The organism is Shewanella sp. KJ2020 (assembly GCF_024197625.1).
In the GTDB taxonomy this organism is placed as follows: Bacteria; Pseudomonadota; Gammaproteobacteria; order Enterobacterales; family Shewanellaceae; genus Shewanella.
Map to the genome: position 1 here is coordinate 181,865 of NZ_JAKUKD010000010.1, position 15,372 is coordinate 197,236.

Consider the following 15,372-nt stretch of genomic DNA (forward strand, 5'->3'; position numbering starts at 1 on the left):
CATCGCTCAATACCATATCTTTACCATCGCCTAATGCGTTAAAACGGGGCTGAGATGCAACAAATCTCAGCCCTATTTTTAGGATTCAGCCACTTCAATAAGGACGATCTGGATCGGCTTCACCAGCATTACCTAGCAGATCCCAACTCAACACTTTACCCTCAGGCGTGAGTGCTATCATGTTTGAGATATTGCCACGCATCTCAATAAAATCAGTTAAATCAATGTCTTGATTATTTACTTTCCAACTCAGTCCACCAGACGCCCAAACGGAAAGGCTCCCATCACTGTGCTTAGCCGTAAATCCTAGGACACTCGGAATAAGTTCAACAACCTCAGAGACCCCAGCCTTAGGTCCCGCGCTATCCTCCACCACAGTGCCATCCGCTCTCAACGCTGCATAACCTTGGTTTAACGTGACTATTTGAATCACATCGGTAATCTCTTGCACCATAGGTTCAGCGCTTAAATCCTCCACACCTTGCCAACCTATTGCTGTGCCATCCCCACGCAGCGCAACAAACCCCATCTCAGTAGCATAGAGCGCACGTACATGTTGCAACTTTTTTTGCAGGGCCGCAGTATTGCCTCCATGGCGAATATGGCCCCAAACCACGACATCGCCATTCGCTTTTAACGCAGCATAAGCGCCATCATTAGCAATGATATCAATGACTTTTTCTTGGCTATTGGCTGGCGAGTTCGCTAAGGCTAAGGGAAAAAGCACTCTGCTCTCAGGCAAAAAACCTTCGCTCCACCCATAGACTCGGCCATCGGCCATTAATGCAGCAAAGCCAAATGCGGTATTAACCACTTTGATGGCTGAAGTAAACTCACTGAGTCTCGCCAGTTGTTTTTGGCTTTCTTGCCCATCATTGACGCTCCCCCAAGAAATTAACTCTCCATTTTGAGTCACGGCAGTAAAAGCACTTGGCCCCGCATAAATAGCTTTAATATCCTTAAGTTTTGCAGCAAGGTACTGACTCTCTCCACCGTGATATGCCGAGCCCCAAGTCACTACAGTGCCATCCTGTTTTAGGGCTGCAAATGCCGCATCATTCATGCTTACACTCTGCACATCTTTCATCTCTGGCGCTGAGTAAATCCCATGGGTTAACTCATCCAAAGACCCATCCACGATAGACCAACTGATCACGCTGCCATCTCGTTTTATGGCGGCAAATAGATCATCACGCATCACAAAATCCGCCACCTGCGTAAGCTTATCTTTCAGTAATGCAGGCGCATCACCCATGTCCCAAATTACCAGTCGATGGTCTTGGGTTAATGCCGCAAAACCACACCGATTTGTCGAAGCAAAAATGGTTTTGACATTGACTAATTCAGCCTCCACGGCGCTATGGTCGCCGCCGCACTGACGATCCCCCCATGTCACCACGCTGCCATCCTGCCGAAGTGCCGCAAAAGCGCCCTTATTAGCGTAAATATGGCGGACATTCTCAAGGCTGTTGTCAGTAGTGAGATTGGTATCATCGGCTGGAGCATATTGGCCATACTGAGATCCATTGCCCTTGGGCCCATACTGCTGCAAGGTGTTTTCCATCTGCGTGCGTTGCTCAGGGGAGAGCCCAGCATCTTGCTTATTGATACTATTGGTAATCACATGGGTTAACGCGAACAAAGCGAGCGCAGCGCCCGCCCATGAAACGGAATTCTTATTCACAAAACATCCTTATCGTAACGACAAACTCATACTGAGTTTATACAGGTGCCTTCAACCAAGGACACACCGCTGCAAAGGCTAAGGATTGTACAAAAAAAACCAAGAAAATTAAATATCTGACGCCTTTGAGGCAAAAACAACAAAGCAGCGAAGGCTCGCTGCTTTAAGAGGGGAAACGTTATACCAATGGTATTAAATAAAGGATTAATCCCTTTGCCCGACTTTCTCTAATCCCCAAACCAGTGCAATCGCCGCCAACATACACACTATGGCAAAGGCGAGCTGCGAAGGTTGGCCGGTCACTTGTTCAAAATTAAGCGGCGAAATATTCTGTTCCAATAACGGCACTTGCTCGCCATGGGAGTTTGTCCGCCAGGTTAAGGTTTCCTTCCACGGCCAAATTTTACCTAAGGTACCGAGCATCAAGCCGGTTAAAAAGACGATGGTCGCATCGTGGTATTTGCGCAGTAACGCCGACAATAAATGGCTGAACGACAGTAATCCCATCACAGCGCCAGCGGCGAAACAGGCCAGAATATCCAGTTGAATGTCTTTAGCCGCCGCCAGTACCACTGGATATAACCCTAACAATAATAAGATAAAACTACCTGAAATCCCCGGTAATACCATGGCACAAATCGCAATCGCGCCGCCGAAGAAGATATTTAAATAACTGGCTTCGACCGACACAGGATTAAGCACAGTAATCGCCCAAGCCGCCAGTACACCGAAGGCAAATAAGCCTAAACGCGCAAGCGTGAAACCACTCACTTGCTTAAGCATATGCACCACAGAAATAATAATTAAGCCGAAAAAGAACGACCAAATAGGGATAGGATGCGTCGCCAGCAACCAAGAAATTAACTTAGCGAAGGTAAAAATACTGGTCAGGATCCCCGCCAGCAGACTCACTAAAAAACCGCCATTAATATGGATAAATGCGCCTTTTATCCCCTGCGACTTAATCACGCCCCAAAGCGATGGATTAATGCGTTTTACGCTGTCGAGCAAGGTATCGAGGATCCCCGTAATAAAAGCGATAGTACCGCCCGAAACGCCCGGTACAACGTCTGCGGCGCCCATGGCCATTCCCTTCAAATACGTCAGCAAGTATTTCACTCTGAGTCCTTGTTATTCAATCCGATTCCAGTCGTTAAACGACAAATTAGCCGCAATTATACGGCGTTACGCTTTAAAGCGCGAAATGAAGTTTGCTTAATTTAGCAGGCTGGTATTTGTTGTTATCCTAATGTTACACTCATCCGACCAGAGCGAGTACAAACCTAACTTAACGCTCACCCAATATCATGCGCGATATTTACCCAATTAAGGATGACCATGAGCCAGACTGATACTCCCAACACTGCAGAACAAAAAACCAATAAAGTGTTAGCGCTCTACCAGAGGACTCGCCGTTATCCCTTTGGCCAAAAAATCTTTTCAATCATGGTGTCACGTATGGCGCCATACTTTGGCACTATCAAGCCACTGATCACTGAGTTACGCGTTAATCGCTGTGCCTGTTTAATCAAAAAACGCCATGCCGTGCATAACCATATCAAAACCGTCCATGTGATTGCGATTTGTAATGGCCTCGAAATGGCCATGGGCGTGATGGCCGAAGCCTCTATTCCCAAGCATTTACGTTGGATCCCTAAGGGCATGAGTTTGGATTACACGGCTAAAGCGGGCAGCGATATTTTATGTGTCGCCGAAGTCACGCCAGAACAATGGGTACCCGGCGATATGCTTGTCCCTGTCACCGCCTATGACACCCAAGGAGTGATAGTGGTCAAAGGCCATATCAAGTTATGGATTTCGGCAAAACCACAACAGTAATTGCCAGCTATAACTGCTAAAGTTACTTTCTAAACAGTCACTTGAAAAACAGTCACTTGCTGCTATGCTAAAAATCACACAACCTAGGGGGAAAACCAAGATGGATGAATTTTTAGCGGCGGCCATTGAAGAAGCCAAACAGGGACTCGCCGAGGGCGGCATTCCTATTGGTTCTGTGCTGGTTATCGATGGCAAGATTGTCGGGCGTGGTCACAATAAACGAGTGCAAAAAGGCAGCTCAGTATTGCATGCCGAAATGGACTGCCTCGAAAATGCGGGGCGATTCACCGCCGCCGAATACCAAAGGGCGACGCTGTATTCCACCCTATCCCCCTGCGACATGTGCAGCGGCGCGGTATTGCTCTATGGCATACCTAAAGTGATCGTCGGAGAAAACACCACCTTTCAAGGACCAGAAGCCTATGTCAAATCCCGCGGCGTGGATGTCTCTGTGGTCGATAATGCCGAATGTAAGCAACTGATGCAGGACTTTATCGCCAATAATCCCAAGCTTTGGAATGAAGATATTGGCGAGTAACACGTCTTTCACTGTGTGATTTCCTCTATTTCATTAAGGGCTAACCCCTGCTAGGCTAGCCCTCAAATTAACAGCCAACATGCTTAATAGCGAAAGGAACTCGGCTAACGTGTCAAGCAAAAACTCCCCCCAGGATCCATGGATGACGCCCTGTGAACCTACTAACACACAAGATACTTGCCCCATACCCGCCCAGCGTAACGCCAATCTCGATGCCATTCGCGGTTTAGCCGTGTTGGGGATATTTTTTATGAATATCTATTTTATGGGCATTACTTTTTATGGCTATGCGCCCCACGAAACCCAGCCGCTGTTAGATCGCATCATCGAAATCTTGAGTAATTTTTTTATCGAGGCGCGCTTTATCAGCCTGTTTTCCATCTTATTTGGTGTCGGGCTTTTCATCCAATATCAACGATTTAGTGCTAATGGATATAACGCCTATCCCCTCCTACGCTCACGTTTGAAATGGTTAATTGTGTTTGGCCTTATTCACGGTATTTTTATTTGGTCGGGTGATATCCTATTCACCTATGGGATCAGCGGTTTTTTAGCTTTGTGTTACAGAGAGTTAAGTATTGATGCCCTTAAACGTAAGGCCAATATCTTTATATTTATCGCCCTAGTGATTATCACACTAATTAGCCTTACGGGCAGCGATGAACCTTTTACCCGTGGATCTAACCTATTTACACAGCAATACAGCGCATGGACCTCAAGCTATGCAAATCAACTGCTGTTGCAATTGATGCAGGTTGGCTACATGGCACTGGTTATCCCTTTGACTTTGATGTGGTTTACCGCTGGCTTGATGTTACACGGCATGGCGCTATACCAGCAGGGCACATTTGAGCGGGGATTTAACAAGCCAGGGCTGCTAAAGTTAATACTCGCCAGCCTGACACTCTCGCTACTCGATACCCTACTTGGGTTAACGAACAATTCTATTCTAGTCGCGTTTTCAGATGTATTAATCATGCTAAGCGCCATCCCTATGGCACTGATTTATATTCACATCATAGTAAAACTATGCCAAAACAATCCAAAGAAGCTGACAGCATTGCAAAATGTCGGCAAACTCGCGTTCAGCCTCTATATTCTGCAATCCATCGTTGGCGTTCTCGTGTTTAGGCACCTCGCCCCCGAATGGATCTTGAGTCTAGATAGGGGGGAATATATGGTGATGGCACTGGTTTATTCAGTAGTGCAATTATTGTTGGCCAGCCTGTACTTACGTTATTTCGAGCAAGGACCGCTAGAAAAACTGTGGCGCCACCTCGCGTTTAAAAAACAGGCGGCACCACTGGAACACCAATAAGCCTTAACACACTGGCACGAGATAGAGACAAGGGATAGAGACAAGAGAATGGCAAACACAAAGTCAGCCAAAACGGGCGGCAAGGCTTCACCCCAAACAAATCGTCCTCAAACCAATCGCATACAGAAGAGCCACCCCAAAAGCCGCAGTCAAAAATCCAATGCCGCAGCGTCAGGCTCACGCCTTATGCCACTGTTATTGGTAGTGATTTTTCTTGCAGGATTAATAGGTGCAGCCCAGCAACATATGTTGCCTGTTGGCATTGTAGGTATATACCTCACGCTGAGCCTGCTGACCTTTATCGCCTATGCTATCGATAAATCCGCCGCCAAAGGTGGTAGATGGCGCACGAAAGAAAGCACTTTACACCTGCTCGCTCTAATGGGCGGCTGGCCTGGCGCCCTCTTTGCCCAAAACCTGCTCAGGCATAAATCCGTTAAAGCCTCATTTAGAAACGTCTTCTGGCTGACCGTTGTCGCCAACTTAGCCGTGCTGGGGTATGGCATACAAGCCGGCGCCGTAAATATGTTTATCTAGCAAACAATGGATTCTATAAAAATATAAAGTTCGTCACTAAAGCGCTTTAACTTATTTCAATATAAATAACAAAAGGTTAAATTATGAAAAAATTTTTAGTTGCAGTTTTGGGTATTGCAATATTATCGGGTTGCGCCGCACCTCGCTATACAGCAAAACCAATAGAAACAGATACTAGCAATGTAGAAATAGTCATTATTAAAGATAAAGAAACACGTGACGGCTTCCAAGAAACTATGGAAACATGGCTAAAAGCAAACAATTACACCTACACAGTGCAACCTGATGGTTCTAAACATGATTTAAATAAACTCACATTAGAATATGAAGGTAATTGGGCTTGGGACTTGGCGTTATATTTAAAAAGTGCTGAAATTAACGCATTTCAAAATGGCCAAAGGGTTGGCAATATCAAGTTTCAAGTACCCTATACTGCAAACCCGAGTAAGTTTGGTAATGCTGCAGATCGTATTAGCTATATGATGTCAGCTCTATTTGGTCAAATCACCGCTGATGAAGCAACAAAAAAAGTAAATGGTTCAAGCAATTAATACCATTGAAACCTTAACTAAAAAGCAGGGTAATCATAGAATTACCCTGTTTAATTTTGCACTATTTATTACCTTTAAAACCAGCTCAACGCGATACTGATAATCACGCCTGTGATCATCAGTTGCATTAAACAAAAGCCCATAATATCCCGCGCTTTTAAGCCCGCAATGGCCAGCACAGGCAATGCCCAGAAAGGCTGAATGAGGTTAGTCCAGGCATCGCCCCAGGCAACGGCCATGGCGACCCGAGCCACATCGGCGCCTAAGGCCTGCGCAGCGGGTAACATAATGGGTGCCTGCACGGCCCATTGACCGCCTCCCGATGGCACAAAAATATTCACAATCCCCGCACTGATAAAGCTCCAAAATGGCAGGCTATCGGCGCTGGCGATGGCCACAAACCCTTCCGAAATACTTTGGGCTAAACCCGATTGCACCATCACCGCCATAATGCCCGCATAAAAGGGAAATTGGATTACTATGCCTGCGCCGCCCTTGATGGCCTCATTTAAACTGGTTAATAAACTGCGTGGCGTTTGATGTAGAAGGATGGCGAGGAACAGGAATAAGAAGTTCACTAAATTAAGGTTTAAGCTGCCGCCTTGCATCCAAAAGTAATAACCTAAATATACCAGCCCAGCGCCACCGACACTCCAACCGAGTAAACGGCTATTTTCTAACTTATCCGCGGGACGATTCGAGTTACTCTTACCACTGTCCCCATCCAACATAGAAGGGACATTTTCGGCGCCAGTTTCATTAAGAAGCTTAGGATCCACATAGATGCTGTCCTTTTCCTCTGGCAACATAAAGCGATTCACTAAGGGCATGACCACAAACAGAATCGCCACTAACAGTAAGTTAAAGCTAGCAAAAATGGTTTCGCTAGTGGGGATGATGCCAATTTGTGATTCAGTGAAATGCCCCGCCGTCGCTATGGTTAATGGGATAGAACCCGCAAGGCCGCCATGCCACACCACAAAGCCCGCATAGGCGCTGGCGACCAGCAGCCGATAATCCACTTTCACTTTGCGCGCTAAGGCTTTAGCAAATAATGCGCCTACCACTAGCCCGAATCCCCAGTTAATCCAACTGGCGGCCAGTGATACTAAGGTCACTAAAATAATGGCCTGGGCGCAGACTTAGCTAACCCCGCAATCGCATCGAGCAGCTTTTTAATCGGCGGCGAGCTTGCCAGCATAAATCCCGCCACCAGCACTAACAACATCTGCATAGAAAAACTCAGCAGGGTCCAAAAGCCATCGCCCCAATAACTGATGACTTCCAGCGGAGTTTTGTGCTCTGCGACCACAGCCGCAATTAACACTACTAAGGTAAGTAAAAGCACGAAAATATAGGGATCTGGTAGGTATCGGTCGACGAGCTTAACCAAAGGTTTTGCCGCTTTGTTTAACATAGACTTTCCTTGTTTATTATCTGAACTGAAACGTCAACACGCCTAGTTCTTATCTGTTTTTATTGAATTTTTATTGAGTCTTAAGCCCACAGGTTAAGCGATCTCTAAAGCGGGATAAAGTCTTGTTGCTGTTTTTAACTGTAGGAAAATGTAACGCGAGCCATCCAATTAAAGGCTGAGTTGCCATGAGTAGCCTCACACGCTAAAAAACTGATAATATGGCGGAAATTAACTTAAGGTGCTTTTTATATGAAAATGTTACTTGCCATTGTGGTGATAGCTGGGGTGATTTTTTACTTCTTTACCTCGATGAACGGCCAAAAAGCCGCCCAGGAGAATATCCGTTTAGGCAATGAATTTTTAGCCCAAAACAAAACTAAAGAAGGTGTGATCACCACAGCTTCGGGTTTGCAATATCAAGTGCTAAACCAAGGCGATGGCACAGTTCACCCTAAAGCCAGCGATACAGTGACAGTGCATTACCATGGCACTTTGATCGACGGTACTGTGTTTGATAGTTCAGTTGATCGCGGCGAGCCTATCGCATTTCCGCTTAACCGCGTAATTAAAGGTTGGACCGAGGGCGTGCAGCTGATGGTCGTTGGCGATAAATACCGTTTCTTTATCCCGAGCGATCTCGCCTACGGCAACCGCAGCACGGGCAAGATTGGCGGGGGTTCTGTGTTAATTTTTGATGTGGAACTGCTTAAGATTGATTAAATCAGTCGTAAATTCGACTGCCTAAAAACATCAAGCAAAAAATCTAATCAATAAAAAGCCCTGCATTATCGCAGGGCTTTTTATTGGATGCATTTGGCAGCACTGTAGCCATCAGGGAAGAGTCAATGACGTGCCAACGATACCTTGCGATGTAGCATAATTATTTAGGCTGGTGAAAATCCCTCGCAAGGATCACAGATAACCCACGACACACTAAGGTTTCCATATCATCGACCCGATGGATTTTCATCTCGGCAAGGGGTGCACTCAACGCCATTTGCTTTAAGCTTTCGAGGCAGCCCTTGTAGTAAGGCGCACTGTTCATCATGCCACCCGCTAACCAGATGCGATTGGGGTTAAATAAATTCACCGCCCACGCCAGTCCCATACCAAGGTAACTACCCGCACGATACAACTCATCCTGGGTGGAAATTTTGCGGCTACGCACTGAATCACCACTGGCGAGTTGTTCTAAGCTAAACTCGCCGGATTCGGTCATCACGCGGCAATGACCAAGCTCCCCCGCCACACCGGATGCGCCGGTAAACACCTTGCCATTGAAGGCAATTGACATGCCTATCCCAGTGCCGCACATCACTAATAACTCACAGGCATATTTTGCATCACAGGTCGCCTGCATACCGGCATCGATATCGTTGCAGATAAGCTTAAGCTCGCCCTGGGTTTTTACTGTGTCAAAACTTAACCCATTGAGACCGGGTAACGACTTACAGGAGACCAAACGATTATGTTGTACGAGTCCAGGTACGGCTATCGCTAATTGGTAATCTTGTAAATCGTAATCCCGTTCTAAGGCTGCGATTTGATTATTTAACTCTTCAATTTTAAAGCCTTCACCTGTGGGGATTTTATATTGTTCTGTATGCCCCGCGAGCTGAAGTTCGAATAGGGCTTTGGTACCGCCCACGTCTATTGTTAATGTTTGCATCGTCAACTCCACTGATACATGTGCTCCCCTCTGACCCCGATCGGAGATGGCGAATGTTAGCACAGGGGGTGTATATTAGCGATTGAATAATACTTAAGTTGCTAATTTGTAAGGTGTAGTGTCAAAAATTACGTGAGATAGACAGCAGGCGGTAATGAATTTTTGCAGGAGATCACACCAAAATACAGCCCTTACTCGCAGGCATTTTTGCAACACTCACAAAATTGTATACAAAATCCTTTATTCCATCCCCTTGCAACTTCGCCATAGTGCTTGCGATAATCGCCGCCAGCAATACACCCAAATAACCTGAAGATGCAGGATTCAGTGGGAATGTATCCCACGACCAAAGCAGACCCATTGGAGCCCCTATGTCACACAAGATAGCCCAGCGTCTCGATGCTATTCGTAGCGAAATGACCACCGCCCATTTAGATGCTTTTATTATTCCCCGCGCCGACGAGTACTTAGGCGAATATGTGCCAGAACACAATGAGCGTTTATATTGGGCAACGGATTTTACCGGTTCAGCAGGCATGGCTATTGTATTGAAAGATAAGGCAGCTATCTTTACCGATGGCCGTTATACGGTGCAAGTTCGTCTGCAAGTCGATGCCAGCCTATTCAATTATGAGAGCCTGACCGATACCCCACAAATTGAGTGGTTGTGTGACACATTGCCAGCGGGCTCCCGTGTCGGCTTCGATGCAAGATTGCATACCTTAGCTTGGTATGAAAATGCCAAGGCAACCTTCAGCAAAGCCCAAATCGAATTAGTGGCGGTTGAACAAAACCCCATCGATTTGCATTGGCAGAATAGACCCGCCCCCTCCAGCGCGCCTATCACTTTATTCAGTAACGAGAGTGCTGGCAAAACTAGCCTGCAAAAACGCATTGAAATTGGCACCTTAGTGAAAAAAGCCGGCGCCGATATCGCTTTAATCGCCGCCTTAGACTCCTTTTGCTGGTTGCTCAATATTCGCGGTAACGATGTGCCGCGCCTACCGGTTGTGCTCGGCAGTGCGCTGCTCCACGCCAATGGCGATATGCAGCTTTTTACCGATTTAAGCAAGCTACCAGAGGGCATTGAGGAGCATGTTGGTGCTGGCGTAAGCTTTAAGAGCGAGGCATCTTTTGCCGATACTTTATCGAGTTTACAAGGTGTTAAGCTGCTGGCGGATCCCAATTCGGCTAACGCTTGGGCACAAAACCTCGCCCGTGAAGCCGGGGCTAAATTAATTGCCGGAATCGATCCCGCCTCTTTACCTAAGGCGCAGAAAAACCCAGCAGAACTTGCCGGAATGCGCGCCTGTCATATCCGCGATGGCGTTGCCGTAAGTCGATTCCTTGCATGGCTCGATGCCGAAGTGGCAGCCAATCGCATGCACGATGAAGGCACCCTTGCCGATAAATTAGAAAGCTTTCGCCTAGAAGATGAGCGTTACCGCGAGCCAAGTTTCGATACCATTTCAGCCGCCGGTCCCAATGCCGCCATGTGCCATTACAATCACAATAATGGCACCCCAGCCATGATGACCATGGACAGCATCTATTTAGTGGATTCTGGCGCGCAATATATCGATGGCACCACAGATGTGACCCGTACCATTGCGATTGGCAAAGTGACCGATGAGCATAAAAAAATGGTCACACTAGTGCTAAAAGGCCATATCGCGCTGGATAAAGCTCGCTTCCCGAAAGGCACTTCAGGCCAACAGCTGGACGCATTCGCCCGTCAATATTTATGGCAGCATGGTTTTGATTACGACCATGGCACAGGCCATGGTGTTGGCCACTTTTTAAGTGTGCACGAAGGCCCGCAGCGCATAGGTAAAAATGTTAATGGTATCGCGCTGATGCCAGGTATGGTGCTCTCCAACGAGCCGGGTTACTACCGCGCGGAGAGTTTTGGTATTCGCTTAGAGAACTTAGTGGTAGTGCAACACTGTGAAGCACTTAACGGGGCCGAGCGTGAAATATATGAGTTCGATGCCCTGACGATGATCTCTATGGACGCACGCCTTATCGATAAAAGCCTGTTAACCCAAGGAGAAATTGATTGGTTTAATACTTACCATCAAAAAGTGTTTAATAGCTTGTCGCCTTTGATGTCGGGTGATGAACTCAAGTGGCTTACACAAGCAACAAAATCCATTTAGCCCACTTATGTTTAGCGGGAATAGAAATTAAGAAGCAAAGTTCGAAAAAATATAAACTCGTTTAATGCGATAAATTGACATCCGCATGCTGCAGGCACCTAGCGCCTGCAGCATGATATCTGTCAACCACAACTTAAAAACCTAACAATGACGAAATATCTCCACTCGTCTAGATTCTTATATTGGAGGCTATTACTCCTAGTCACAATCCTGAGAAAAACCTGACCTTTTTCTCACTCTTCATACTAAATAAAGATTGCGTCAAAGCAAACATAATGACGCTGAATTAGAGTTGCCAATTTAAATCAAAATCATAGCGAACCCCTAACGCGATAATAGTATCATCTACACGTTGCTCATTATTTTGTTGTAAGTATTCTAAGTGCATACGCACATTTGTTGTAGGTTACCATTCTAATGTGAGGTTATAGCCATCATAGTCCTGACTACTGATATCCTTTATCCCATCTTTAAATCCAAAATAGCCCAATTTTAACTTATAAGCACTAGCAAAAGGGATCGCTAAAGCGCTATCAAAAGTATTACCAGTGCGATTGGTCGCGGTTTCAAATTCATACTCTTTATTCTGATAGCCCACAGCAGCATATATTCCATTACTGAATTCATATGAAATAACCCCACCGGTCAGCTGTTCTTCTCCAGTTCTATTAGAGTCAACGTATGTATCCTTTTGTAAATAGGCAATGCCTAAATGGAATCCATTCTGATCAAAACCAGCACCAAGATTAACAGTATCCGCACCACCGCCACCAGTGTTGCCATCAAAAGTGGCGGAAACCATCATTGTGACAGGCTTGAATTTCCCTTCGTATATCAAAGCATTATTAACAAAAAATGGACTTTCTTGATTATAACCAAACGGACTATTTGCATTATTAAAAATATCAATATATTCAGCAACTAAAGTATATTGCACTGGCCGCTGACGTCCAAAGGTAAGCTGACCATAGGGAGAGGCTAATCCTGCGAAGGCAAGGCGAGCTTCGCCGAATTGACCATTATCGTCGAGACGAATTTTCCATTCTCCCTGGGCAATAGCACGCCAACCAGCGACAAACTCGGTATCAGCCTTGACACCCAATCGAGAAAGCGCATCACCGATATCCCATACTTCATCGGATTTATCTTGATACTCCAAGGTAGGACGAAGTGAACCATAGAGGGAAAAATGACTATTTTGCAATGAAGATTGCATTGAAGGGCTGCTTTGTGTCGATTTTGTTTGTTGCTCTAACTCCTTCACTCTCTGCTCAAGTTGTTTTAACCGTTCTGACTCTTCTGGTGTTTGGGCATTCACGAGTGCTGGTACTTGAAGAGCAATAACTAATACTAACAATACGATTCTACTCATAATGAGTACCTTCCTATATTAATATTTTCTATCGTTAATTCAGAATAACAACATGCTGCACCTGCATTACTTAAATTTCAAAAAAATATAGTGAAATAAAACAGTCACACTAACACTCACATCAAAAAACTGCTCGAGTAATTATATAAAACCTAATTTAATTAAGTAGGAATCATTCGAAATTATTTATCACACCACCTTTCAAATTTATATAACAATTAGAAATTACACAGTAAACTTATTAAGAATTTCATCTTGATCTTTAATGTACTTAGTTTGAGTATGCATAGCGGTATTCGCATTAATGGCTACATTCGATACCTGTACAGATAAATCTTTAATTCTTATCGTATTATTATTAATCTCTTCGGCAACTAAACTTTGCTCCTCAGCCGCAGAGGCTATCTGTAAATTCATATCACTAATCTGCAATATGGCTTCACGGATTTTTTCCAGTGCGGTATTAGCATCTTGGGCACGTACCACCGCATCTTTTGCATTTTCTTTACTTTGACTCATAACATCTGCAACGGCACGTGCCCCAGCTTGAAGCTGCTCTATCATGGAGCGAATTTGAGTTGTAGATTGTTGAGTTCTTTGGGCAAGCGTTCGAACTTCATCTGCAACGACTGCAAAACCACGACCTGAATCACCTGCTCTAGCCGCCTCAATAGCTGCGTTCAAGGCTAATAGATTCGTTTGGTCTGCAATGTCATTGATCACTTTTAATATAGTGGCAATGTTGTCAGTGGCAGCTCCTAATGAGTTGACTTCAGCAACAGCCATATCGATTCTCGATGAAAGGGTATTAATAGCATTGGTTGTCTCACTCACCACTTTGGTTCCAACACTAGTCGCCTCATCAGCCTCTTTTGCTGCAGAAGAAGCTCCTTGAGCATTACGAGCCACATCAGAAGATGTTGTTGCCATTTCATGCATGGCTGTAGCAAGTTGCTCTAGCTCATGCAATTGTGCGTTCATCGCATCGGTAGATTGCTGTAACTCTAAGGATGTCATCTCAGAACTTTTATGAATGAGCTGTCCAATTGACTTAGACTCAATAATCAGTTGCTGCAAGTTACTTGTAAAGGTATTAAATCCAATCGCTAAGGACGAAAATTCAGCATCTGTTTGCGTATTTAAACGTTTAGTTAAGTCTCCTTCACCTGAAGCAACATCTTGAATAGCATTATTTAAGGCCTCCAATGGACGAAGCAAGGTCGTCATCAAGAAAAGCAGCACAGTGATACTAATCACTAAGGCTATGACAGAATATAAAATAGAACTATTACGTAAATTAGTGACTGCCGCGTAGGCAATTTCTTCATCTAAAATCACACCTACATACCAATCCTCTCCTGAAACTCGAGAAAAATTCAGTGTATAACTCTTGCCATCTAGGGTGATTTGCTGTGATTGCTCCATTACTTTCACATTTGGTAAATAATCATTCATGGGCATACCATTCCGTTTCGACTCTGGATGCGCAATAGTGGTCCCATCGCCTGAAATGATAAATAAATACCCAGCATTAAATAACTTAACTTCATTAACGAGCTCAGCCAAACCAACAAGACTAACATCATAGAAAATAGCACCAATAAACTCACCATTATCCTTTACAGGTGTAGCAATCGAAACGAGAATTTCGCCTGACGCTGAGTCGGCATAGGGAGCCGTGATAATTAGCTTATCGGAATTTTTTGCATCTATATACCAAGGTCGAACTCTTGGGTTCCATCCTGGACCAGGATCCCAGCTAGGGTTATTATTGATATTAGTACCATCTTTTTCATAACCAAAACCCACAAGTATAAAAGAGTCTTTTATAACAGGACGAGTAATGACTGAAGTAATATGCTCTGGCGTGAGGTTCTGCTCTATTAAACTTGTAGTATAAGCAGCAATATTTTTACGGGCTTCAATTTCGGATGAAACAGTATTCCTAACACCTTCAACAATTTCGGAAACGCTGTTTTCGAGCTGTGACTGCATTTCTTTTTTAATTAGATAATATTGTTTCATCGTTAACAAGGTTACAGTTAATAGAAGCAATACAGAGGAGGCAGCAACAATTTTGTGACTAAACTTCATTTTGTTCACCCTTAAAAATTGCCTTTTAAAAACATCAACCTTAATAAAACCACTTATAAAAACATAAGGCGTCGAGTTAAAAAACCAACTTGATGATATTTATTCAAGTTAATTGAACAATCGACTCACATTACTAGACTCACATTACTAATAGTTAACTCATATTTATTTATGCCTCTACCATTTCGAACATA

Annotated in this window: 13 protein-coding genes and 1 pseudogene; 7 read left to right on the top strand and 7 right to left on the bottom strand. The window is 44.8% G+C overall.

The window, feature by feature from the left end; genetic code table 11:
- Positions 1-94: 94 nt before the first annotated feature.
- Positions 95-1,684: a hypothetical protein gene (locus MJO46_RS06280; RefSeq protein WP_253988579.1), complete on the bottom strand. Its 1,590-nt coding sequence runs from the start codon at positions 1,682-1,684 to the stop codon at positions 95-97.
- Positions 1,685-1,888: 204 nt separating this feature from the next.
- Entirely contained in the window at positions 1,889-2,803 is a 915-nt protein-coding gene (locus MJO46_RS06285; RefSeq protein ID WP_253988580.1) for a DUF368 domain-containing protein, read from the bottom strand.
- Positions 2,804-3,022: 219 nt separating this feature from the next.
- Between MJO46_RS06285 and MJO46_RS06290 the strand changes: the two genes are divergently transcribed.
- The 5 genes from MJO46_RS06290 to MJO46_RS06310 all read left to right on the top strand — a co-directional run bounded on the left by MJO46_RS06290 (position 3,023) and on the right by MJO46_RS06310 (position 6,467).
- Positions 3,023-3,523 carry a hotdog fold domain-containing protein gene (locus tag MJO46_RS06290; protein WP_253988581.1) on the top strand — a complete coding sequence of 167 codons (501 nt, stop codon included), beginning with the start codon at positions 3,023-3,025 and terminating at the stop codon, positions 3,521-3,523.
- 100 nt (positions 3,524-3,623) lie between these two features.
- The gene (locus MJO46_RS06295; RefSeq protein ID WP_253988582.1) at positions 3,624-4,061 is read left to right on the top strand and encodes a nucleoside deaminase; all 438 of its coding nucleotides are present in this window, start codon (positions 3,624-3,626) and stop codon (positions 4,059-4,061) included.
- A 142-nt stretch (positions 4,062-4,203) separates the two neighbouring features.
- A complete protein-coding gene (locus MJO46_RS06300; protein WP_253988612.1) occupies positions 4,204-5,379 on the top strand; it encodes a DUF418 domain-containing protein in 1,176 nt (391 codons plus the stop codon).
- A gap of 48 nt (positions 5,380-5,427) precedes the next feature.
- A complete protein-coding gene (locus MJO46_RS06305) occupies positions 5,428-5,916 on the top strand; it encodes a DUF1294 domain-containing protein (protein WP_253988583.1) in 489 nt (162 codons plus the stop codon).
- An 83-nt stretch (positions 5,917-5,999) separates the two neighbouring features.
- A complete protein-coding gene (locus tag MJO46_RS06310; protein ID WP_253988584.1) occupies positions 6,000-6,467 on the top strand; it encodes an Sbal_3080 family lipoprotein in 468 nt (155 codons plus the stop codon).
- Between the two features lie 74 nt (positions 6,468-6,541).
- Here the strand turns inward: MJO46_RS06310 and MJO46_RS06315 are convergent.
- Positions 6,542-7,884, bottom strand: a pseudogene (locus MJO46_RS06315) (short-chain fatty acid transporter).
- Between the two features lie 249 nt (positions 7,885-8,133).
- On the opposite strand from MJO46_RS06315, the gene MJO46_RS06320 reads away from it, so the two are divergent.
- Positions 8,134-8,604, top strand: a complete 471-nt coding sequence (locus tag MJO46_RS06320; RefSeq protein ID WP_253988585.1) for an FKBP-type peptidyl-prolyl cis-trans isomerase — start codon at positions 8,134-8,136, stop codon at positions 8,602-8,604.
- Between the two features lie 160 nt (positions 8,605-8,764).
- Here the strand turns inward: MJO46_RS06320 and MJO46_RS06325 are convergent, their stop codons facing one another.
- Both MJO46_RS06325 and MJO46_RS06330 read right to left on the bottom strand, forming a co-directional pair.
- The gene (locus MJO46_RS06325; protein ID WP_253988586.1) at positions 8,765-9,553 is read right to left on the bottom strand and encodes an ROK family protein; all 789 of its coding nucleotides are present in this window, start codon (positions 9,551-9,553) and stop codon (positions 8,765-8,767) included.
- A gap of 172 nt (positions 9,554-9,725) precedes the next feature.
- Positions 9,726-9,914 (bottom strand): hypothetical protein, encoded by a 189-nt coding sequence (locus tag MJO46_RS06330; RefSeq protein ID WP_253988587.1) that lies wholly within the window; start codon positions 9,912-9,914, stop codon positions 9,726-9,728.
- A gap of 10 nt (positions 9,915-9,924) precedes the next feature.
- On the opposite strand from MJO46_RS06330, the gene MJO46_RS06335 reads away from it, so the two are divergent.
- Positions 9,925-11,712, top strand: coding sequence for an aminopeptidase P family protein (locus MJO46_RS06335; RefSeq protein WP_253988588.1), 1,788 nt, complete (start codon positions 9,925-9,927; stop codon positions 11,710-11,712).
- A 406-nt stretch (positions 11,713-12,118) separates the two neighbouring features.
- Here MJO46_RS06335 and MJO46_RS06340 read toward each other — a convergent pair whose 3' ends face one another.
- Together MJO46_RS06340 and MJO46_RS06345 are read right to left on the bottom strand one after the other, a co-directional pair.
- Positions 12,119-13,084, bottom strand: a complete 966-nt coding sequence (locus MJO46_RS06340) for a porin (RefSeq protein ID WP_253988589.1) — start codon at positions 13,082-13,084, stop codon at positions 12,119-12,121.
- A 225-nt stretch (positions 13,085-13,309) separates the two neighbouring features.
- Positions 13,310-15,178 carry a methyl-accepting chemotaxis protein gene (locus MJO46_RS06345; RefSeq protein ID WP_253988590.1) on the bottom strand — a complete coding sequence of 623 codons (1,869 nt, stop codon included), beginning with the start codon at positions 15,176-15,178 and terminating at the stop codon, positions 13,310-13,312.
- Positions 15,179-15,372 lie beyond the last annotated feature (194 nt).